Below are 21,500 nucleotides of genomic sequence, written 5' to 3'. Positions count from 1 at the left end.
GATTTTCGTCATCTTGGACTACCGCTCAGCAGGGGTTGACATCGATCTGGGCCGCGCCTTTGTCAAGGGGATTCGCGAGCGCGTTGAACGAACTAAAGTCCCGTTTTCAGGTTCTTCAGGAACCTTGGGGGGCATTGGGGGGTTTGCTGGCCTCTTCGAGCTGCCAGCAGGCTACCGAGCGCCGGTTTTGGTTGCCGGTACCGATGGGGTGGGCACCAAGCTGGAGATTGCCCAGCAGTGGGGGCAGCACCACGGAGTGGGCATCGACCTGGTGGCCATGTGTGTCAACGATGTGCTGACGGTGGGAGCCAAGCCGCTGTTTTTCCTGGACTATGTGGCTACCGGCAAGCTGGAGCCGGAAGCTCTCTGGCAGGTGATTGACGGCATTCTGGAGGGCTGCCAGGAGGCCGGCTGCCAACTGCTGGGGGGAGAGACGGCGGAGATGCCGGGGTTTTATCCGCCCGGCAAGTACGACCTGGCGGGATTTTGTGTCGGGATTGTCGAGAGGGCGGACATTCTCGACGGCTCGCGGGTGCAGGCTGGGGATCGGCTGTGGGCTTTGCCCAGCAGCGGCCTGCACAGCAACGGCTTCAGCCTGGTGCGGCGGATTGTGGCCGAGCGGGGCTGGCGCTGGGATCACCAGCCCTCTGGTTGGGATCGGCCTCTGGCGGAGGTGTTTCTCACCCCCACCCGCATCTACGTGCAGGCGGTGCAGCGGCTGCAAGCAGCAGGGATCCCCATCCACGGCATGGCCCACATCACCGGCGGCGGCATCCCGGAAAACTTGCCCCGCTGTTTGGCTCCTGACCAGGCGGCGCGACTAGAGCCCCACAGTTGGCCCATCCCACAGGAATTTCTCTGGCTGCAGGAGCAGGGCCAGGTGGAGACTTTGGAGATGTTCAACACCTTTAACCTGGGGGTGGGCTATGTGCTGGTGGTGCCCCCTGAGGCGGAAGATCAGGTGAGCTCACTGCTGCCCGAAGCCTTTCCCATCGGGGAGGTGGTGGCCGCCCGCCCTGGGGAGAGCCGAGTCTTGGGGTTGGAAGCGTGGGGATCCCTGGCCCCCTGAGCACCCCACCAAAAGGGGGGAGGGGATCCCGCTGCCGTTTGCTTATCCCCGCCGCCTCTGTGCTAAGTTTGCTGATGGCCTCAGCGCTGCCGCCTCTGTTGCTCTCAACTTCTGCCTGTTTCAAAACAAGGGCTGCGCGCTTTCGCATCTACGGACTTGGGCTGTTGGCCAACTCACGCTGACCCTCTAGGTTAGGAGCCGCCGATGATAGGTTTATCCACTGCTCCTGCAACCACGGCTGCCATCGAAGTGGAGCATCTGAGCAAAACCTACGGCAGCTTTACGGCCATTCGCGATATCTCTTTCCAGGTCAACGCCGGCGAGATCATGGGGTTTTTAGGGCCGAACGGCGCCGGCAAGACCACCTCCATGCGCATTTTGGCCGGGTATCTGCCCGCCAGCGAGGGGACGGCGCGGGTGGCCGGGTTTGATGTCCACGAAAACTCGATGGCGGTGCGGCAGCGCATCGGCTATTTGCCGGAAAACCCGCCCCTCTACCCGGACATGACGGTGGAGGCCTACCTGCACTTTGTTGCCCAGATCAAGCGGGTCAGCCCCGGCGACCGGCCCAGGCGGGTGGACGAGGTGATCCGCCGCTGCAGTCTGGAAGACAAGCGCCACACCTTGATCCGCAAGCTCTCTAAGGGGTACAAGCAGCGGGTGGGCCTGGCCCAGGCCCTGGTGCACGACCCGCCGGTGATCATCCTGGACGAGCCCACGATTGGGCTGGATCCCAAGCAGATCATCGAGGTGCGCAACCTGATCAAGAGCCTGGCGGGAGAGCACACCATCATCCTCTCCACCCACATCCTGCCGGAGGTGAGCATGACCTGCGACCGGGTGGTGATCATCAACCGCGGCCAGGTGGCGGCCATCGGCACGCCCGCCGAGCTGACGGCACAGGTGCAGGATCGGCAGCAGGCGAAGCTGGTGGTGGGCGCCCCTGAGGAAACGGCCATTCGGGCGGCCCTGCAAAACCTGCCCCAGGTGGAGGTGGTGAGTTTGCAGCCCCTGGGATCCGATCCCCCTCGCTGGCAGGTGCAGCTTAAAAGCAACGTTGCTGCCGTTCGCGACAACGGGACAGAGTCCTTAGGCTGGATCCCGGAGGTGGCCAGGGCCCTGGTGCAGGCGGGGATCGACCTCTACGAGATTGGTCGTCCCCAGGCTTCTTTGGAAGAGATTTTCCTGCAGCTCACCACCCAAGAGGGATCCGCAGGCACATTGGAGGAAGCAGCATGAACGGAGCAGTGGCCATTTTTCGCAAAGAACTGCGCGGCTACTTCACCTCCCCCATTGCCTATGTGGTGGCGGCAGTACTCTGGGGGCTGGCGGGGTTTTTCTTCGTCAACATCTTGGTGCGGGTGATCAACTTCTCCCAGCAGGTGGATCTCTTTGCCCAGTTTGGCCAAGAGAACCCTTTTGATGCCGCCACCATCCTGTCGCAGCAGTTTCTCAACCTGCTGGGCACGCTTTCCTTATTTTTATTGCCTATCTTCACCATGAGCTCCTACGCCGAAGAGCGGCGGCGGGGCACCATGGAGCTATTGGCCACCTCCCCCATTACCAACTTGGAGGTGGCCCTGGGCAAGTGGCTGGCGGTCTGGGTGTTTTTTATGACGCTGCTGTTGCCACCGCTGGTCTACCACGTGCTGGTGCTGAGCAGCGCCACCCCGGCAGTGGACTACCGCCTAACCCTAATGGGCTATGTGGGACTTGCTCTGCTGGCGGGCAGTGTCATGGCCTTGGGGTTGTTCATCTCTTCCCTGACCGACAGCACCCTTATCGCGGCGGTGGCCACCTTTGGGCTAATCCTGCTGCTCTGGGTGATCGACGCGGCGGCCGGCCAGGAGAACAACTGGATTGCCGCTACCCTGAGGCATATTTCTCTGCTGCAGCAATATAGCAACTGGGTGCAAGGGATCCTCAGCAGCAGTAGCATCGTCCTTTTCCTCAGCATTATCGTGCTGGGGCTGTTTGCCACGGTGCAATCGGTAGAAAGCCTGCGCTGGCAGCAAAGCTAGGGTTGTGTTGGGAGAAGTGCGGTGATGAAAGACTGGCGGGCGTTGGCAGATTGGGCGGGGATCGTCGGCCTTGGTGGGATTGCCATCGGCCTGCTGGTGGGATCCGCTCTCACCGGCTGGACGGCGGTGCCCCTCAGCCTCATGGCCACGGGCTTGGCTCTGGTGGTGGTTTGGGGCTTCACCCACCGGCAGGAGGTGAGCCTGTTCTTGGGGCTGCGCTCCACCCAGACCAACGCCAACATCCTGGTGGCGGTGGCGGCGATGGCCGTCATCCTGGTGCTGGTGAATGTGGTAGCGGTGCGCTACGACCTGCGCCTGGATCTCACCGAGGAGGGCCTGTTTACCCTCTCGCCTCAAACCCGGCAACTGGTGCAGGGATTGGCGCAACCCGTCAAAGTCTGGGTGGTTACCACGGCGCCGGATCCCAACCTGCGGGAACAACTGGAGCGCTACCGCCGCCTCAACCCCGAGCGCTTCCAGTTTGCGTTTGTCGATCCCAATCGGGATCCCCTCACCATTCAGCGGCTGCAGGTGACGCAAAACAACACCCTGGTGGTGGAGGCCGGAGAAAGCCGGCAGCAACTGCCCCAGCCCCCTGCCCCTGAGCTGGAGAGCAAACTGACCCCCGTCTTGTCTAAAGTGGTCAACCGCGGGGAGTTGCTGGCCTATTTCGTGCAAGGGCATGGGGAAGTGGGCCTAGAAGCGCGGGAAGGCACCCCCACCCTGGCCCAGGCCGTGGCAGCCCTGAGACAGGAGGGCTACCGAGTGGAGCCCTTGAACCTGGTGCAGGCCGAGATCCCTGACGAGACAGAGGTTTTGGTGTTGGCGGGGTCGCAGCGGGCTCTCTTCCCCGGCGAGGTGGAGAAGCTGCAGGACTACCTGGCCAAGGGAGGACGGCTGCTGCTGCTCATTGGGCCGCGGGTGGATGCCGGCTTGGATCCCTTGCTGGAAGAGTGGGGCGTGGTTTTGGGAGATGACATCCTTATCGAGGTGAGCAGCGTCAGCCAACTCCTGGGCACGGGGCCGGCAGTTGCCCTAGTTACCACCTACGGGGATCACCCCATCACCGCCCCCTTGGCCGAGCAGCGGCTGATGACCCTCTTTCCGCTGGCCCGTTCGGTGGAAACCCAAGCCCGCGAAGGGATCCAGGCCACACCCTTGCTGCGCAGCAGTCCGCAGAGCTGGGGAGAGACCAGCCCCAACCTGGAAGCTGGCCCCGTGCAATTTGACCCGGATCAAGACAAGCCCGGCCCCCTGACCTTGGGCGTAGCCCTGACCCGGCAGGTGAAAGGCGATCAGAACAACTCAGAAGCCCAGGAGTCGCCGACCGAGGCCCGCCTGGTGGTGATCGGCAACGTCAACTTTGCCCTCGACGGCAACCTGAGGCAGCAGGGCAACCGCGATCTTTTCCTCAACACGGTTAACTGGCTCACCGAGCGAACTGAACAAATCTCCATCCGCCCCAAATCCATTACCGATCGCCGTCTCACCCTGACCGGCCAAAACTTCCGCTGGCTGGTGCTGGGATCGACGGTACTGCTGCCGCTGGTGGCGTTGGGAGCAGGGGCTGGGCTCTGGTGGCAAAGGCGGTAGGGCCGAAGGAGGACAAGCATGTTCAAGCGCAGCACCTGGATTCTTTTGGGCTTGGCAGTGGCTGCTCTGCTGGGGTATTTCCTCTTCGATAACTTCCAGCAACTGCGGCAGCAGCAGCAGGCGGAGCGGGCGCGGCTCTTTCACTTTGCCCCCGACACCATTGCCCGCATCGAGATCCACCAACAGAAAGACAGCCAGCCAGAAGTTATCCTGCTGGAGCGGGCCCCAGAAGGAGAAGAGGAATCCCGTTGGCGCATCCGCCAGCCCATCCAGTCAGCGGCGCTGGACTTCCCGGTGGAGCAACTTCTCAACACCTTCTCCCGCCTCACGCCTCAAATCACGCTGGAAGGGGCCGAGGATTTGGGGGCTTTCGGCCTGGATCAGCCGCGCCACCAGATTGCCCTCTTCCCCAAAGAAGGGGATCCCTACCGTCTGGCCATCGGCAACGACAACTTCGATGGCTCCGGCTTCTACGCTCAGCCAGAAGGCGGAGAGGTTGTGCTCTTGGCCAGCGCCCAGAAGGGATCCCTGCTCCCCTCCCTGCTGGCTTTGCGGGACAAGACTCTGCTGCGTTTCGAGACGGCGGCAGTGAAGTCTCTGCAGGTGCAGTTGGCCGAGGCGGATCCAGAGGTTGTTCGTTTGCAGCGGCAAGAAGATACTTGGCAGATCGTTGAGCCCAGGGAGCTGCCCGCCGATGACCTCAACGTCGATCGCCTGCTCAACACCTTATCCCGCCTGCAGGCGGTGGAGTTCCCGGCTGAAACCAAGGCGGAGCTGGCTCCTTATGGTCTGGAGAAGCCTTCTGCTCAGCTAAGCGTTGAGCTCAAAGACGGCAAAACCCTGAGCGTGGCCTTGGGATCGGAAAAAGACGGTCAAGTCTATGTCATCACCTCCGAGCACCCGGCAGTGGCTACCCTCCTCACCACTACTGCTGACATCCTTCGCCCCGACCTCGAGGAGTTGCGGGATCACCGCCTTGCTCACCTCAACCCCAACCAGGTGGGTCAAGTCACCCTGGAATCCCAAGGAGAGCGGGTTACCCTCAACCCCCTGCCCCAGGAGAAGGGATCCCTGGAGCTGCGCTGGGAAAATCCGGAGCGACCGGGCCAGCCTGTAAATCTCAGCTCTCTCTTCTCCAGCCTCAACGCCGCCCGCGCCAAGGAGTTCGTGCCGGAAACGGATCCCGACGCCCAAAAAGCCCTGGCCGAGCCGGATCTGAAGCTGACCTTTGAGCCCAAGCCCGACACGGATCAGGAGCCCTTGACTCTACGCTTGACCTCCTCCGGCCTGCGCGCCTACGCCCAAAGCAGCCGCCAGCCGGATGTTGCTGTCATCGACCTGAGCACCTTCAACAGCATAGAAACGGAGGTTAAGCGTCTCCTGGAGACCACTACTGAGGAGGAAAGCCAGCCAGAGAGCTCCCCTCCCACCGCCTCTCCCCAAAGTCCTTAAGCGGGGGTAGCCGCTTGCTTCTCCTGCGGTTGGGATCCCTTTCTCAAAGCTTCCCCCTGAATGGTGAGCACCGAGCAGGGAGCACGGTGGAGCACGTAATTGCTGACGCTGCCTAGGAACAGCTCGCTCAAGCCGGAGTGGCCGCGGCGGCCCACCACGATTAGATCCGCATTCCAAGAGCGGGCCAAGTCGCAGATAACCCGACCAGGGTTGCCATAGTGGAGGTTGTACTCAGCAGGGATCCCCTGCTCAGCCGCTTTCTCCACCAGCGAGCGCAGGTAGTCTATTTGGTTTTGCTCGAAGATGGCGCACTGCTCCCGATAAGACTGCCATAGCTCAGCACTGATGGTGGAGCTGTAATCTACACCTAGAATCATGGGTGGCTCTGGAGCTCCGGGCTCTTCCTGAGACAGGACATGGAGGATCATCATGCTGGCCTGCATGGCCTTCGCCACCTGGACGGCCCGCTGAAATACCCCTTCGCTCAGCTCCGACCGATCCACCGCCACCAAAATCCTGCTGAACATACCGACTTCCTCCAAATGGCTAACAGATGGGCAAAAGAAAGACAAGGTTTGACTTCGGTTTCGACTCCAAGTTCCTCTTTTCTTTGCCCTCATCTATCTGTGTTGTAGAAGATCTGGGCGAGAAAACCGCGGGCATCTCGGATGACCTGTCGGGTTGGCAATGAAAGTTCAGAGATCTTGACACAGGTCAGAACGCATCGTCCTGGGCCGCCCACTCCAACACCGCCTGCAGCGCCTCGGCTTGCTCTTGCCAGACTTGGTCGAGGGGAGTGCCCCGCCGGAGTTCCAGCGTCAGAGTGGGGATCTGCCGTTCCTGTCCCGCCCAGGTGCCCAGTGAGCCAGGGGCGGGATAGCCAATGTCGTCCGTTACCGGCAGGCCATTGTGAGCGGCCATCGCCTGGGCCAGCTCGAGAGCAGGGCCGTTGTAATTTACGCAGGGATTGCTTTGGCAGGAGTGGGCAGAAAGGATAAACTGAGGCCGAATCTGGGCCAAACTTGCCAACAACGCCTGTGTCTCGGGCTCGGAGCCTGGGGCTGGCCCCGGCGGATAGCGAGCTTCCAAAGAGGCCGCAACCCAATCTTGCGTGGGCAGATTGCGGTTAAGATCCACGCCGTTGGCATTGAGCCGTTGCCCTAGGGCACAGCCATCCGGGTTCAGACGGGGGATCGCCCAAAGCGCAGCCTTGCTCTCCAAGGATCCCCATTTCCCAGAAGCCAGGTAGCGCTCGATTAAGCCGTAGCCCTCCACCTCATCCCCATGTACCCCACCGATTAGCAGGAACGAGCGAATCCCGCGGGTGAGCTGCCAGAGGTGGATGGGGCGCCCTTGCAGAGAGTAGCCAAGCACATGCGGGGAGCCCGAGGGTTGAGCAGCGGCGGATTCTTGAGACCTGATGAGAGAGGCTATCCCCAGTCCCTAGAAGGGGATCTCATCCGGGTTCGGCAGAGAGGCGACATCCCCTTCGGACGACTTCAAGCTTGTGGACTCACCTGTCGCCGACAGAGAGAGAACCTGTGCGGATCCCAGTTGATGGATGCGGCGGGCGGTGATCTCCGCCTGCTTTTCCTTGCGCCCATCTCGCTCCACCACGTTCATGTGCAGTTGGCCCTCCACCGTGATGTGGTCGCCGACGTGGCAAGTATCTACGACCCGCTGGGCCAGCTCTCCAAAGGAAGCAACCCGCACTTGGTACGGTGGCTCCTCCGGGCGCAAGCTGGGGAAGCGCAGCACCAGCGAGGTAACGGCCAAGTTGTCGGGAGTGTAGCGCAGCTCCGGCTCGCTCGCCACTTCCCCCATCAAGACAATCGAGTTCATGACAAAGCTATTGAAAGGCTATCAGGGCGTTAAAAGAAGGCAGCTCAAGTACTTCTACCATGCCTCCAGACCGCGATCCCGTCAACCTAATCCAAGCGCAGAGTCATGTAGCGCAGTATGCTCTCGTTGATGCGCAGATTTTTCTCCCAGGTGGCTACTGCCCTTGGCTCGGCCTCGTAGTTGAACTGGATGTACAGGCCTTCCTTAAACTTTTTCATCTCAAACCCAGCAAAGCGGCGCTTGCCTCTGTTGGTAATTTCCAGGCCGGTCGCCCCGTTTTCTCGTAGAAGCGACTCCTGCTCGGTGAGGAGTTGTTGCAGGGGTTCGTCCGAGATGTCGGGGCGCACGATCAGCATCGTCTCGTAGGCGCGGGGCATGGAAGCCAGTTCTCCTTGGGAATCCAAATCAAAAGAAGCAGTAAACTATCCTAGCTTCTCCTTGTGACAACCGAAAAGGGCCACAGCTCAATTCTCCGCCCCTCTACAGCGACCAAAGCGGGTGGGCCTCTTCACAAGAGGGGATCCGTTGTCCGATACAATAGGGGATGCTTCGATAGCCGCCGGTTGGCTTAGCCAAGACACTCTCAGTCGATATCTGGGGTTCCAAGCATGAGCGCAGATGAAGTTTACAGCCGTGTTCGCAAGATCGTGTCCGATCAACTGGGCGTAGAGGACGACAAAGTGACCCTGGAAGCCAATTTCCAGAACGACCTAGGAGCCGACAGCCTCGATACGGTAGAGCTGGTCATGGCGTTTGAGGAGGAATTCGATCTGGAAATCCCCGATGAAGATGCGGAGGGCATCGCCACCGTGCAGGATGCCGTCAACTATATCCTCTCCAAGAAAGCTGCCTAAGCTGGGAGAGGGGGTAGGCCTCCCCCTTCCTCCTCGAGGGGGAGTGCTAAGGAAGAGTACTCACGGTTGTCTATGGATCCTGCCGCCGCTCCTATGTCCGTTCCGCCCAACTCCCAGCGTCGCGTTGTGATCACGGGGCTGGGGGCGATAACCCCCCTTGGCAATTCTTCCGCCGAGTTTTGGCAGAGCTTGTTGGCAGGGCGATCTGGCATTGGGCCGATTACCCACTTCGACGCCTCCCGCCACGAGTGCCGCATTGCCGGGGAGGTGAAGGGCTTTGATCCCCTCGACTACCTGGATCGCAAGGACGTCAAGCGCACCGACCGCTTCGTCCATCTGGCGCTGGCCGCCACCCAACAAGCGCTGGAGGACGCCCAATTTCGTATTACCGATCTCAACGCCGAGCAGGTGGGGGTAATCTTGGGCACTGGCATTGGCGGCATCCGGGTTTTGGAAGAGCAGCAGACCATCTACTTGCAAAAGGGGCCGGATCGCTGCAGCCCCTTCATGGTGCCGATGATGATCGCCAACATGGCGGCGGGCCACGTGGCCATTCACTTTGGCGCCAAGGGGCCCAATTCCTGCACGGTGACGGCCTGTGCTTCCGGCTCCAACGCCATTGGCGATGCCTTTCGGCTTATCCAGCGAGGGGAAGTGCAGGTGGCCATTACAGGGGGCACAGAAGCGGCAGTGACTCCCCTGTCGGTGGCGGGGTTCAGCGCTATGAAGGCCCTTTCCACCCGCAATGAGGCTCCCGAACAGGCCTGCCGGCCCTTTGACCGGGAGCGGGATGGCTTTGTGATGGGGGAGGGAGCGGGGATCCTCCTGCTGGAGGAGCTGGAACATGCCCGCGCCCGCGGCGCCAAGATCTATGCCGAGATCGTCGGCTACAGCCTTACCTGCGACGCCCACCACATCACCAACCCTGCCCCCGCCGGCGAAGGCGCTGCCCGCGCGATGCGGCTAGCCCTCAAAGATGCAGGGATCCGGCCTGAAGAGGTGCAGCACATCAACGCCCATGCCACCAGCACGCCTGTGGGAGATGTTGCCGAGGTGCAGGCCATCAGGGCAGTTTTCGGCGAGCATGCCCCTCGCCTGGCCATCAGCGCCACCAAGTCCATGACCGGTCACCTCTTGGGGGGGGCAGGCGGCATTGCCACGGTGGCGACGGCCCTGGCCATCTACCACGGCTGGGTTCCCCCCACCCTTAACCTGGATAACCCCGACCCCGAGTGCGAAGGGTTGGACTTTGTGCCCTACAAGGCGCGGCAGATGGCTGTTGACGTGGCCCTGGTCAACGCCTTTGGGTTTGGGGGGCATAACGTGACCTTAGCCCTGCGCCGCTACTTTTCCGACTAAGGAATCCCGCCTATGTCCATCCCAGAAGGCTCCGCCCCCTCTGTTCGGCAGCAGGCTTTGGCCGCCTTGACGGCGGAGCTGACGCAGCAGGGCCATCCCCCCGAATACGCCCAGCACATGGCAGCGGCAGTGATTTTTCAGGCCGATCTGGATCTCTGTTCAGCCCAGTTGGCGCGGCTCTTGAGTTGGCTTAAGCAAAACCACCCGCAGCTCTACTCAGAGGCGGTGCAACTGGTGGATGCCACCCGCGAGGAGTTTGAGCGGCGGGTTCAAAAGGGATAGGTAAGGGCCTGAGATGCCAACGCTAGGATAGGGGGTATCTCCTTATCCCCAGGCCCACTCCTCATGCCTGCGGAACTGCTTCCCTCTCCCAAGAGGAGAAAGGCGGGGGGTGAGGGAAAAGTTTCGTTGACCCGCTAGAGATGACTACTACGGATGCGAAGTTCCCCGAGCAGATAGCTCAGCCGTCTTCTCAGGAAGAGCCTGAAAAGGGATCCCTGCTGCTCCACGTGGGCGGCATGAGCTGCGCCGGCTGTGTTCGGGCCGTCGAGCAAGTCTTGCTCAACCAGCCGGGGGTGGTCAAAGCCAGCGTTAACCTAGTTACCGAATCGGCCCTTGTGGAATTTGCCCCTGGCAGCCGGCCTGACCCCGAGCATCTGGCCCGCATCTTGACAGAGGCGGGGTTTCCCAGCTCCTGCGCTGCCGATTCTCCCCAAGGTCGAGCTCCTTCCCCAGATGGATGGGATCATGCCTTGGATGCGCCCGCTGATCCCATCGCGCGGCAGCGGCGGCAAACCCAAGCCCAGATTCGCCAGGCCTTCACCGCCGCTTTTTTACTGCTCATCTCTGCTGCCGGCCACCTGGATCTGTTCGCCCGCCTGGGCTTGCCCGTCCTCAACGACGTCTGGCTGCACTGGGGGTTGGCGACGTTGACCTTCGTCGGCCCGGCCCGCAACCTTGTCCTGGACGGCTGGCGGGCGGCGCGGCGGCTGGCCCCCAACATGAACACCCTAGTCGCCCTGGGATCCGGATCCGCCTACCTGGCTAGTTTGGTGGGGTTGTTGGCCCCGCAGGTGGGCTGGGAGTGCTTTTTCGACGAGCCGGTGATGCTGCTCAGCTTCATCCTGCTGGGGCGGGCCCTGGAGCAGCAGAGCCGTCTGCGGGCCGCCGGCAGCTTGCAGGCCTTGCTGAGCCTGCGCCCCAACTTGGCTCGCCGAGTGCCACCCCAAGAGACTGCGGGATCCCTGACCTCAGAGGGAGAGTGGTGCCCCCTCGAACAAGTGCAGGTGGGGGACTGGCTGCAGGTGCGGGCTGGCGAAGAGATCCCGGTGGATGGAGAAGTGATTGCCGGGCAGGCCACGGTGGACGAGGGCATGCTCACCGGCGAATCCCTACCTGTATTCAAACAGCCAGGGGATCCGGTCGTGGCCGGGACGGTCAACCAATCGGGATTGCTGCTGTGTCGGGCTACGCGCACCGGCAAAGACACCACCCTGGCCCAGATCATCCGCCTGGTGGAAGAAGCCCAAGCCCGCAAGGCCCCCATCCAGAGCCTGGCCGACCGGGTGGCCGGTTACTTCACCTACGGCGTGGTGGCACTGGCTCTTCTCACCTTTGCCTTCTGGTACTGGATCGGGATCCCGCTCTGGGGAAGCGAGATCCTGATGGGGGTTGGTCTCCACTCCTCTCTGCACCTAGGGGATCACCCCCCCCATCCCACCCCTCTGCTCCTCAGCCTTAAGCTGGCCATCTCAGTGCTGGTGGTGGCCTGCCCCTGCGCGCTGGGATTGGCTACACCAGTAGCCATTTTGGTGGGCACCGGCCTGGGCGCGGAGCGGGGACTGCTCATCCGCGGCGGCGATGTCCTGGAGAAAACCCACCGCCTGCAAACAGTTGTCTTCGACAAAACCGGCACCCTCACCCAGGGGGATCCGCACCTAACCGATTGCCTTGCCCTCGACCCTGCCCTGGATCCGGCTCGGCTGCTGCAACTGGCGGCCACAGTAGAAAGCGGCACCCGCCATCCTCTGGCCCAAGCCATTTTGGGGGCCGCCCGCGAGCGGGGACTGCCTCTGCTTTCTGCCGACGAGTTTCACACCCAGCCGGGAGTGGGGGCCTCGGCGCGGGTGGAAGGGCAAGAGATCCTCTTGGCCTCTCTAGAGGGGCTTGCCGCCCTGGGGATCCCGCTTTCTCCTGAAGCGCAGGCCCAAGCCAAGGCGCTGCTGCAAGCCGGCAAAACGGTGGTGGGCGTGGCCCTGAACAACTCCCTGGTGGGGCTGTTGGCGGTGCAGGATCCCTTGCGGCCCGATGCCCAGGTAACCCTGCAACAGCTCCAGAAAATGGGCCTGCAGGTGGTCTTACTGACTGGGGATCGGGCCGAGGTGGCCCAGCAGGTGGCCCAAGCTCTACAGGTGCCAGGGATCCGCGTCATTGCCGAGGTGCAGCCGGCAGATAAAGCCCAGGTTATCCGAGATCTGCAGGCCCAGGGCCAGAGAGTTGCCATGGTGGGCGATGGCATCAACGACGCTCCCGCCTTGGCCCAAGCCGATGTGGGCATTGCCCTGCACTCTGCCACCGCTGCCGCCCTGGAGACTGCCGATATCATCCTCATGCGCAACCGCCTCTGGGACGTCGTGGAAGCCATTCGCCTTAGCCGCGCCACCTTCCGCAAAATCCAGCAAAACCTCCTCTGGGCCTTCGCCTACAACCTGGTCGGGATCCCGGTGACCGCCGGCGCGCTCCTGCCCGGATTCAGCATCGGCCTCAGCCCCGCTCTAGCAGGCGGCCTCATGGCCTTCAGCTCCCTCAGTGTAGTCCTCAATTCGCTCCTTCTCAAGCGAACTTTTGTATTCAGTGGATCCTCTGATGGTCAGAGTTAAAAAGTATTAAAAACTACAAATATCCTACCTGCTATCTGTTGCTGTTTCCGAAGTTTTGCTGGACTTTTGCCACAACTTCCGCTCCATTGAGGCCGAGAGAGTGGGGACTCTGGTTAAGTTTGATTGAAAAGATGAACTAGCTGTAACTTTTGAGCATCTAAGTGTAGAATCGAGCTTAAGCTTGCCCGGAGTTGCCCTTTTTTGTAACTTGCTTAGCAAGGGAAAAACCGGGAAAATACTGAAAAGGCCGGATCCGATAGGTGGAGGGAGCGCGGAAACATGGCAATGCTCGGAGATCTTCAGGAATTTTCCCTAGCCGACCTGTTGCATTTGATGGAAAAAGGAAAGAAAACGGGCCAACTGTCGGTTTGGGCACCTACTGGCATTTATCGAGTTTGGCTGTATCAGGGGCGAGTGGTGGCGGCCTTGTCTCCCCAAGAAGAGCACCGGTTGGAGCGCTTGCTGGTGCGCTTAAACCTGGTCAGCGAGCAGGTGGTGGCGGAGTTAGCCTTCCTCTGCAGCTTGCAGGAGCCTCTAGGCCTTTGCCTGCAGCGGCAAGGGTTGATCTCGCCGGCAGCTCTGGCCAAGCTCTTCCGCCATCAACTGCAAGTGGGGCTCTACAGCCTCTTTGCCCTAGAAGCTGGCCAGTTTAGCTTTTTGCCCAACGTGCCCCTGCCCTACCGCGAGATGACCGGCCTAAGCAAAGGGGCCAGCGCCGTGGTTCTAGAAGCGCTGCAGCAGCTTCGGTTGGAGCAGCGCCCGGAAGAAAACCTGCCCCAGCCGGACAGCTACTTCTGGCGCACCAGCACCGAGCTGCCCTTGTACAAACTCTCGCCGCTGGAGTGGGCAATCCTAGAGCAGATTTCCCCCGCTCGTAACCTGGTTGAGTTGGCTCAATCCCTGAAGGCAGATCTCTTGGAAGTGCGCTATTCCTGTGCCCGCCTGGCCAAGTTGGGGCTCATCAGCCCCTGCGACAGCTCGGCGGCTTCACCCCAGCCTGCGCTCGCGGCGGCTTCTAAGTTTCTTTCCACCCTTCGGGAAGAGAAGGAGCCGGTTAAGCCTTCTTTGGTCAGCCGCCTCTCTACCCTCCTCAAAACCATTCGCGAAAAATAAGCCGGTAGGGTAAAATCTTATGGCATTTCCCCATGCCGGCTTTACGAAGTTAATTTAGGTAAAGATGAGCTGAATGGTTGTAACGGATCTAGATCAGAGCGACACAATAGTGATAGGAATTGAGGCCAAAATCCTACGCAGCTCAATGCCTAGACCCTATCTCTCCAATGAAATCGTTCGTCAGTAGAATTGCTGCTAGCTCGAGTGCTTGAGCAAAGGTAGCTTTGCCGTTGCTACACGGTTGTTGTCTGGGAATCACCGGATGAGAATGATAGTGTCTTTGAGGATCCCTGAAACTAATGGAGGCTAAAGAATTGCTATGGCCATCGTTGGAGACCTCCAGGAATTTTCTTTGCCCGATCTGTTGCAGCTCATCGAAAAAGGCGGCAAAACAGGGCAACTTTCCATCTGGGCCCCAAACGGCATCTACAAAATCTGGTTTTATCAAGGTCGGGTAATTGCGGCTCTGCCCCCCGAAGAGGAGCATCGCTTGGAGAGTTTATTGGCCCGTTCGGGCCTGGTCAGCGAGCGGGTGGTGGAAAAGCTGGCTTCTTTCTGTGGACTGGAAGAGCCGCTGGGGCGGTGTTTGCAGCGGCAAGGGTTGATCTCGCCGGCAGCTTTGGCCAAGCTCTTCCGCCACCAACTGCAGGTGGGGCTCTACAGCTTGTTTGCTCTGGAAGCGGGCCACTTCAGCTTCCTACCTAACGCACCCATGCCTTATCGGGAGATGACTGGCCTAAGCAAGGGGGCGAGTGCTTTGGTTCTAGAAGGGCTACAGCAGCTTAAGCTCGATCAGTTTCCTGAGGAGAACCTGCCGCAGCCGGACAGCTATTTCTGGCGCACCAGCACTGAGCTGCCCCTGTACAAGCTCTCTGCCTTGGAGTGGGGGATCCTGGAGCAGGTTTCGCCTTCGCGCCGGCTGACCGACCTAGCCCGGCTGCTGGGGGCAGATCTTCTGGAAGTTCGCTATGCCTGCGCCCGCCTGGCCAAGCTGGGGCTCATCAGTCCCTGTGATGGCCCAACGACTATTGCTTCTGCTTCTCTCGCGGCTTTCTTGGACAAGTCGGCAACAGCAGCAGACAACCTAGAAACCGCAAAGGAGAAGCTGAACGCCAAGCAGCTTCCCTCCCAAGAAGGGAATGAGCAGGTTAAGCCCTCCCTCGTTGCGCGACTTGCCACTTTACTGAGGGGAGTTCGTGATAGATGATTTTTTGGGAGCAGAAATCTTTGGGTAGATCTCTGCGTTATTATCTTTTGCAGCAGGTATAAGAACAGATGGAAAAATGACGAAAAGGGCTGAAAGCGGGGAGAGAAAGAATGGCTAACTTATCCTCTTTGCAGGCAATTCTCCAGAACTACATTTCCAGCACGCCAGGAATTCAAGGAGCGGCTGTGGTTACTCCTGATGGGTTGCCATTGGCATCCACATTGCCCATGGGCATGGACGAGGAAAGAACCTCGGCCATGTCTGCTGCCATGCTTTCTTTGGGGGAGCGGATTGGGAAAGAGTTGGGTCGTGGAACCATAGAGAGGGTCTTTGTGCAGGGAGAAAAGGGATATGGAGTTTTAACCAGTTGCGGCCCCGATGCTGTACTGCTGACGATTGCCAGCGATGAAGTAAAGCAGGGCTTGCTGTTTTTGGAGATGAAGCGAGCCGCGGCAAGTATTGCGGAAGCCATGAAGTAGAGAGGCTAAGTGGAGAAGCTGAGCTTGATTTTGACTTGATTCTGAGGGAACTATGGCTATCAAACCTTTGGAGCTGCTGCAAGTCTTGATCTCGCGCACCCAATTTACAGATGAAGATAAGAGGATTTTGCAGCAAAGTGCCGACTGGGGCAGCAGCATCGCTACAGAAATGTCGGATGCCTTTTACGGCTATTTGGATCGCGATGCCGAGATGGCGGCTGTCATTGCCAAGCATAATCGGCAGCGGCTGGGCCAGACTTTTGCCGACTGGTTTAAGGAAATGTTCACAGGCATGGACAACTGGGGCCCCCAGTATGCCGAGCGCCGCTGGAAAATTGGCTTAGTTCATGTGCGGGTTGGCATCGGCCCTCAACACGTGGTGCCGGCTATGGCTACGGTTGTGCAGGAGGTGAGCCGCCGGCTGGTCAAAGAGGGCAAGCCCGAGCAGCTGCGGATGAGTCTAAGCAAAGTTTGTATGATCGACCTTTCCTTTATTGAGCAAGCCTATCTTGAGGTGGCCTATAACGCTGTTCAGCAAGAAACGGGCATGAGCGAGGCTTTGTTTAAACGCCTGATCGCTACCAGCTTAGCTTCCTCTTAAATATTCATTAAGCTTGTACAGGCGGGTCTGCGCTGGGGGCTTACGACTGAGGCTAACTTACGACTGAGGCTAACTATGGACAATATTCTCCGCATTGTTGTAACCGGGCCGGTGGGGGCTGGAAAGTCCACTTTTATCCGCACCATTAGCGAGATCGAAGTGGTCGACACGGATCGCAAGGCCACCGATGAGGTGGCAGAGCTTAAGAAGAGCACAACAGTCAGCATGGACTTTGGCCGCCTGAGAATTGGCGAAGAGGAAGAAGAGATGTGGCTGCATCTCTACGGCACTCCCGGCCAGGCCCGTTTTAGCTTTATGTGGGATATTTTGATTAGGCGTGCCCACGGATATATTCTTTTGGTACCTGCCCACTTGCCCGGCCAGTTTCGCAATGCCCAGGCCATTCAAGCCTTTATGAGAGCTAGGACAAGTGCTCCCTCAGTTATCGGGATCACTCATGTCGATCACCCCAATGCCTGGGATCCAGAAGACATTTTGCTGATCTTGAACAACCAAGATGGCTCGGTTCCCCACACAACCTTAAATGCTCAGGAGCCGGCTTCTGTGGCCAATACGCTGCTCCTATTGGTTGAGCAACTGATGCCCCAAGTGGTCGCCTGAGAGAAGGTAGCCAAGACGGCTCAGCCTCTTCCGGCTTCTTGTAGGTACTGCCTCGGAAGCAGAAGATGCTAAGGAATGTTAAGCTAGGGGGGACTTGGATCAGGTAAGCCTCATGGAGTCCCTCTACGTCAGCGGAGAGTTTTCCCGCAGCTTTGTCAACCCTCCTATCTACTCAGCCATTGCCCTGTTTAGCTTCTTTGCTGTTATTTTCGGCCTCATCTTTAAAGACAAGTTGGAGTACCAAGTAGCCCTTTGGCAGCGGAACCGAGAGCGCCAAGGCCAGATTCCCTACCGCACGCCAGGGGTGATCCTCACCTACAGTCTCTGCTGTGGGTTTACCTTTGGCTTTGTGGCTGCCTGTTTGCACGTGTTTGGCTTATCCTTGGCTTTGGCTGCCTTGGTCGGCGGGATCCTTGTCTTCAGCACGGCAGGATTGATCTGGTGGCGGCTGGGATCCCTGATGGATCTGTTGGCGACGGGGGGATCCCAGGCTATTGATATCGATTCTTACGGGGCAGGGGCTATTTTGGGTTCTAAGGCGGCGACGCCCACGGAAGAAGAATAGGGTACTGATGCAGAACTTTTGGCAGGCCATCGCCCAGCACCTTTCTAAAATTACAGGGGATCCCTTAGATCCCCTTCACTTCCGTTCTGTAGGCGGGGGCAGCATCAACGCTGCCTACCAGCTTTCCTGTGCGCTTCAGGCTTCTTCCGGCCAGGAAAGGCGGGAATACTTTGTCAAGGTAGCGCGGGGGGGAGAGGGGGCGCTGGAGATGTTCGCGGCAGAAGCAGCGGGCCTGCAAGCCTTAGCGGCTGCCAACGCCGTGCGAGTGCCGCAGCCGATTGCCTGGGGATCCCTAGATGGGCAGGCTTACCTGGTGCTGGAATACCTGGAGCTGACCTCACCCCGCCCCCAAACGGGGAGTTTACTGGGATCCCAGTTGGCCCAGTTGCACCGCACGCTCTCCCCCAACGGCAGCTACGGCTGGGATCGCAATAACACCATCGGCTCGACGCCGCAGATCAACAGTTGGCGGCAGAACTGGTTGGACTTCTACCGGGAACAGCGACTGCTCTACCAGGTCAAGCTGGCCTGCCAGCGGGGTTACCGCGGCGCGTGGGTAGCCCAAGCCGAGCGGGTCATGGCGGAGCTGGAGACTTTCTTTCGGGACTACCGGCCCGTCCCGTCTCTGCTCCATGGGGATCTCTGGGGCGGCAACTACGGCGCCTTGCCCGATGGCTCACCGGTGATTTTCGACCCGGCCACCTACTACGGGGATCGGGAGACGGATCTGGCGATGACCGAGCTTTTTGGCGGCTTTCCACCGGAGTTCTACCAGGCCTATCAAGAAGCCTATCCGCTGGATGAGGGGTATTCCCGGCGCAAGCCTCTTTACCAGCTCTACCACTGGCTTAACCATCTCAACCTGTTCGGAGAGGGCTACCTGGGCTCGGTGCAGCGGGCCTTGCAGCAATGCTTGCGCTTTCTTGGATAATCCCTCTCCCGCAAAGGGAAGAGCCAGCCGGCAGCTAGCGGCTCTTTTCTGGCGCAGCTTCCCCTGCCATGACTACAGCCCCCATATCTCCCAGCAGGCGGGACTGGTTGCGCAATATCCCCAATAGGTTCAGCCGATTGGCCCGCAGCCTGGGATCCGGATCCATGACCAAAACCGCCTCGAAAAAGCGATCCACTGCAGGGGCTGCTGCCTGCAGACCCTCCACCAGCGGGGTAAAGTCTCCTTGGAAGGCTGGCTCCACCCCCAGCCGGTAAACCCTTTGACAGGCCTCGTACAGCTCCCGTTCTGCCGCCTCCTGAAACAGGCTGGGATCCACGGCAGCCGCTGGATTCAGCACGGCGTAGTCCAAATCTCCCTGGGCGGCCAGGCGGGCGCAGCGGTTGAGGGTGGGGTAGAGATCCGCCAATTCTTCAGTAGCTCGAAGATGTTGTAAGTACTCGGCCCGCAGCAGGGTGAGGGGCAGGTTGCTCAAAGCCCGCAAGGTCAGTTCCGCTTTCTGGGGATCCTCTGTCTGCACGGATTCAGGATCCCCGACCACGGCTCTGACCAAGTCATAGTCGATTCGCTTTTCCTCCTGCAGAAGGATTTGCAGCCGCTGGGCGAGAAACTCCTGCAACGCTTTTAAGGTCTTTTCATCTCCCGCCGCATACTCCTGCACCAGCTGGCGCAGGAGCTGATTGACATCCAACCTCCAGTCGGCATCCCAGGCAATCAACACCAGGCTGTTGGCAGCCCGCCGCAGGGCAAAGCGATCCGAAGAACCCGTGGGGATCTGCCCCAGGTGGAACATGCCCACCAAGGTGTCCAGGCGATCTGCCCAGCCCACCACCCGCCCGGTCAAAGAGGTGGGCAGAGCCTCCCCTGCCCCCAGGGGCCAGTAGTGCTGCTCGATCCCCTCTGCCACGGCTTCCGGCTCGCCGTCATGGCGGGCGTACTCGGCGCCCATGATCCCCTGCAGCTCCGGGAACTCGTACACCATTTGGGTAACCAGATCCGCCTTGCACAGGTAAGCCGTGCGATCTACTAAGGCTTGTTCTTGGGGATCCAGATTTAAGGCAGTGGCAATGAGGCGGCTGATGCGGCAGATGCGCTCCACTTTATTGCGCATGGATCCCAGCCCTTCGGCAAAGGTAACCGCCTGCAGCCGCTCCACCCGCTGGGCCAAGGGGATGCGGCGATCCTCCTCGTAGAAAAAGCGGGCATCGGCTAGGCGCGCCCGCACCACGCGGCTGTTGCCTGCCGCAATCCGCTCCGCTTGCCGGGGGTCGCCGTTGGAGATGGTGATGAAGTAGGGTAGCAATTTCTCGGGATCCCGGCCATCCCGCACCGGGAAGTAGCGCTGGTGGGTGATCATCACCGTCTGGATGACCGCAGGGGGCAATTGCAAAAACTCCGGCTCAAAGCGCCCCAGAACGGCCGTTGGCCACTCCACCAACTGCACCACCTCCTGTAGCAGAACAGGGGGGATCTGGGCTCGCCCGTTCACCTGCTTGGCCAGCTTGGTCACCTCCGCCTGGATCTGCGCCGCTCGTGCCGCCGGGTCAGGGTTGACGCCGGCTGCTTGCATTTGCTGAACATAGCTCTCGGCCCGCTCCAGGACAACCTGCTGGGATCCCAAAACGCGGTGGCCACGGCTGACCCGCCCGGCCACTAAGCCTGGCAGAGGATTGCCCTCAGGGGTAGGCCAGAGCAAAGGCAGTACCTGATCGTCCCAGAGGGAGACCAGCCAGCGGATGGGACGGGGAAACTTCAAGTCTCCATAGCCCCAGCGCATCAGCCGTTCGCCGCTCAAGCTGGTGATCCAAGTGGGCGCCAATTCCTGGAGCACCGCTGCCGTCGGCCGCCCCTGCAGCCGCTGCACGGCAAAGACAAAGGATCCCTTGCCCACCTGTCGGATCTCCAGGCTGGCAGGATCCACCCCCTGCTTCTGGGCAAATTTTTCCCCGGCAGGGGTGAGGCGGCCATCTTGGTAGGCCACCTGAGCCGGTGGCCCCTTCACCTCCAGGGTGCGATCCGGCTGCTGGGTGGGCAGGCCCCGCAACAGAACTGCCAAGCGGCGCGGCGTGCCGAAAAGCTGCATCTCCTCGGCCTGTAGATGGGCTTCTGCCAAAGAGGCCGGGATCCCCTTCCTCCACTGCTCTAGGGCCGAATCAACAAAACTGGCCGGCAGCTCTTCACAGCCGACTTCCAGCAAATAGGCAACCATACCCCTCTGCTCTTAGCGACATCCCCCCTGGGGATCCCAGTTTATCAGGGGAGCCGGGGCGGCGTTCACACAAGGGCTGCAACCCGCCATCAGGACCAAGGGGGATCCCCTACTGCCAGAACGCCGTCCTGCGGCCGTGCCGGGGAGGCAGCAGGCAAATGCACCACAAGGATGGGAAGGTTAGGCCGGTTACGGGCGATGATCTCCGGCTCGCGGCCCAGACGGGAGCGGCTGCGGGCTTCGCTGGGGATCAACACCAATGCATCCCCCGGCTGCAGCGCCTTCAACACCTCGGCCACCAGCCCTCCTTGCACCCGTTGGAGGGGCAGATGGGCGTAGCTTGCCGCCACCAGGGCTGGAGAGCGCTCCCGTGGCGGTCGGGTTTGCACCAAGAGAATCTGCAGCGCCGCCTTCAATTCCTCGGCCAGCGTCTGCGCCAGCCCAATCGTCTGCTGCAGGGATCCGGGAGACACTGCCAACTCTGGGGCTGCCAAAAGGATGCGCTGTGTTGTCTCGATGGGGACGGGGAAGCGCGTAATCAGCACCGGGATTCCCACCTGCCGCACCACTGCGTCGATGATGCTGCCAAAGAAATTTTCCGCGTAGGTGGAGTAGCCCTTCCAGCCCAGTGGTGTGGCTTATAAACTTGTGACGCTCACGACGATCTACGAGGTGTAGTTCTCTGTG

At 60.3% G+C, this 21,500-nt stretch carries 22 protein-coding genes; 16 read left to right on the top strand and 6 right to left on the bottom strand.

Features of this window, described 5'->3' with window-relative positions; translation table 11 throughout:
* The first annotated feature begins 13 nt into the window (after positions 1 to 13).
* The 5 genes from purM to NW845_RS07875 all read left to right on the top strand — a co-directional run bounded on the left by purM (position 14) and on the right by NW845_RS07875 (position 6,135).
* A complete protein-coding gene (purM, locus tag NW845_RS07895) occupies positions 14 to 1,069 on the top strand; it encodes a phosphoribosylformylglycinamidine cyclo-ligase (RefSeq protein WP_414365120.1) in 1,056 nt (351 codons plus the stop codon).
* Between the two features lie 204 nt (positions 1,070 to 1,273).
* Positions 1,274 to 2,308, top strand: coding sequence for an ABC transporter ATP-binding protein (locus tag NW845_RS07890; RefSeq protein WP_414365122.1), 1,035 nt, complete (start codon positions 1,274 to 1,276; stop codon positions 2,306 to 2,308).
* Positions 2,305 to 3,090, top strand: coding sequence for an ABC transporter permease (locus tag NW845_RS07885; RefSeq protein WP_414365124.1), 786 nt, complete (start codon positions 2,305 to 2,307; stop codon positions 3,088 to 3,090). The genes NW845_RS07890 and NW845_RS07885 overlap by 4 nt, the downstream gene beginning before the upstream one ends.
* 24 nt (positions 3,091 to 3,114) lie before the next feature.
* Positions 3,115 to 4,683, top strand: a complete 1,569-nt coding sequence (locus tag NW845_RS07880) for a GldG family protein (RefSeq protein ID WP_414377999.1) — start codon at positions 3,115 to 3,117, stop codon at positions 4,681 to 4,683.
* A gap of 18 nt (positions 4,684 to 4,701) precedes the next feature.
* The gene (locus tag NW845_RS07875; RefSeq protein ID WP_414377997.1) at positions 4,702 to 6,135 is read left to right on the top strand and encodes a DUF4340 domain-containing protein; all 1,434 of its coding nucleotides are present in this window, start codon (positions 4,702 to 4,704) and stop codon (positions 6,133 to 6,135) included.
* Here the strand turns inward: NW845_RS07875 and NW845_RS07870 are convergent.
* From NW845_RS07870 to rpsF, 4 genes are all read right to left on the bottom strand, one after another.
* Positions 6,132 to 6,662, bottom strand: coding sequence for a universal stress protein (locus tag NW845_RS07870; protein WP_414365129.1), 531 nt, complete (start codon positions 6,660 to 6,662; stop codon positions 6,132 to 6,134). The genes NW845_RS07875 and NW845_RS07870 overlap by 4 nt on opposite strands.
* Before the next feature lie 187 nt (positions 6,663 to 6,849).
* A complete protein-coding gene (locus NW845_RS07865) occupies positions 6,850 to 7,509 on the bottom strand; it encodes a M14 family zinc carboxypeptidase (RefSeq protein WP_414377995.1) in 660 nt (219 codons plus the stop codon).
* 69 nt (positions 7,510 to 7,578) lie between these two features.
* Positions 7,579 to 7,977, bottom strand: a complete 399-nt coding sequence (locus NW845_RS07860; RefSeq protein WP_414365133.1) for a single-stranded DNA-binding protein — start codon at positions 7,975 to 7,977, stop codon at positions 7,579 to 7,581.
* Between the two features lie 86 nt (positions 7,978 to 8,063).
* The gene (rpsF, locus tag NW845_RS07855; RefSeq protein WP_414365135.1) at positions 8,064 to 8,354 is read right to left on the bottom strand and encodes a 30S ribosomal protein S6; all 291 of its coding nucleotides are present in this window, start codon (positions 8,352 to 8,354) and stop codon (positions 8,064 to 8,066) included.
* A 231-nt stretch (positions 8,355 to 8,585) separates the two neighbouring features.
* On the opposite strand from rpsF, the gene NW845_RS07850 reads away from it, so the two are divergent.
* From NW845_RS07850 to NW845_RS07800, 11 genes are all read left to right on the top strand, one after another.
* A complete protein-coding gene (locus NW845_RS07850; protein WP_011431644.1) occupies positions 8,586 to 8,831 on the top strand; it encodes an acyl carrier protein in 246 nt (81 codons plus the stop codon).
* 93 nt (positions 8,832 to 8,924) lie between these two features.
* Entirely contained in the window at positions 8,925 to 10,190 is a 1,266-nt protein-coding gene (fabF, locus tag NW845_RS07845; RefSeq protein WP_414377992.1) for a beta-ketoacyl-ACP synthase II, read from the top strand.
* Between the two features lie 12 nt (positions 10,191 to 10,202).
* Positions 10,203 to 10,472 carry a hypothetical protein gene (locus NW845_RS07840; RefSeq protein ID WP_414377990.1) on the top strand — a complete coding sequence of 90 codons (270 nt, stop codon included), beginning with the start codon at positions 10,203 to 10,205 and terminating at the stop codon, positions 10,470 to 10,472.
* Positions 10,473 to 10,612: 140 nt separating this feature from the next.
* Positions 10,613 to 13,069: a heavy metal translocating P-type ATPase gene (locus tag NW845_RS07835; RefSeq protein WP_414377988.1), complete on the top strand. Its 2,457-nt coding sequence runs from the start codon at positions 10,613 to 10,615 to the stop codon at positions 13,067 to 13,069.
* 285 nt (positions 13,070 to 13,354) lie between these two features.
* Positions 13,355 to 14,182: a DUF4388 domain-containing protein gene (locus NW845_RS07830; protein WP_414377985.1), complete on the top strand. Its 828-nt coding sequence runs from the start codon at positions 13,355 to 13,357 to the stop codon at positions 14,180 to 14,182.
* Positions 14,183 to 14,501: 319 nt separating this feature from the next.
* The gene (locus NW845_RS07825; RefSeq protein ID WP_414377984.1) at positions 14,502 to 15,389 is read left to right on the top strand and encodes a DUF4388 domain-containing protein; all 888 of its coding nucleotides are present in this window, start codon (positions 14,502 to 14,504) and stop codon (positions 15,387 to 15,389) included.
* Between the two features lie 110 nt (positions 15,390 to 15,499).
* Positions 15,500 to 15,868, top strand: a complete 369-nt coding sequence (locus NW845_RS07820; protein WP_414365145.1) for a roadblock/LC7 domain-containing protein — start codon at positions 15,500 to 15,502, stop codon at positions 15,866 to 15,868.
* A 52-nt stretch (positions 15,869 to 15,920) separates the two neighbouring features.
* Positions 15,921 to 16,469 carry a protoglobin domain-containing protein gene (locus NW845_RS07815; protein ID WP_414377981.1) on the top strand — a complete coding sequence of 183 codons (549 nt, stop codon included), beginning with the start codon at positions 15,921 to 15,923 and terminating at the stop codon, positions 16,467 to 16,469.
* A gap of 75 nt (positions 16,470 to 16,544) precedes the next feature.
* Entirely contained in the window at positions 16,545 to 17,090 is a 546-nt protein-coding gene (locus NW845_RS07810; RefSeq protein ID WP_414371605.1) for a GTP-binding protein, read from the top strand.
* A 94-nt stretch (positions 17,091 to 17,184) separates the two neighbouring features.
* Positions 17,185 to 17,655 carry a hypothetical protein gene (locus tag NW845_RS07805; protein ID WP_414377978.1) on the top strand — a complete coding sequence of 157 codons (471 nt, stop codon included), beginning with the start codon at positions 17,185 to 17,187 and terminating at the stop codon, positions 17,653 to 17,655.
* Between the two features lie 7 nt (positions 17,656 to 17,662).
* The gene (locus tag NW845_RS07800; RefSeq protein WP_414365690.1) at positions 17,663 to 18,586 is read left to right on the top strand and encodes a fructosamine kinase family protein; all 924 of its coding nucleotides are present in this window, start codon (positions 17,663 to 17,665) and stop codon (positions 18,584 to 18,586) included.
* A gap of 34 nt (positions 18,587 to 18,620) precedes the next feature.
* Here NW845_RS07800 and glyS read toward each other — a convergent pair whose 3' ends face one another.
* Together glyS and NW845_RS07790 are read right to left on the bottom strand one after the other, a co-directional pair.
* On the bottom strand, positions 18,621 to 20,813 hold the full coding sequence (gene glyS / locus NW845_RS07795) for a glycine--tRNA ligase subunit beta (RefSeq protein WP_414377976.1): 2,193 nt from the start codon (positions 20,811 to 20,813) through the stop codon (positions 18,621 to 18,623).
* Positions 20,814 to 20,902: 89 nt separating this feature from the next.
* Complete coding sequence (locus NW845_RS07790; protein WP_414377973.1) at positions 20,903 to 21,358, bottom strand: hypothetical protein; 456 nt, start codon at positions 21,356 to 21,358, stop codon at positions 20,903 to 20,905.
* Positions 21,359 to 21,500: the final 142 nt, after the last annotated feature.

It is taken from the genome of Synechococcus sp. H60.2 (genome assembly GCF_047462315.1).
Classification (GTDB): Bacteria; Cyanobacteriota; Cyanobacteriia; order Thermostichales; family Thermostichaceae; genus Thermostichus.
This window is presented reverse-complemented; position numbering and strand designations above follow the sequence as displayed.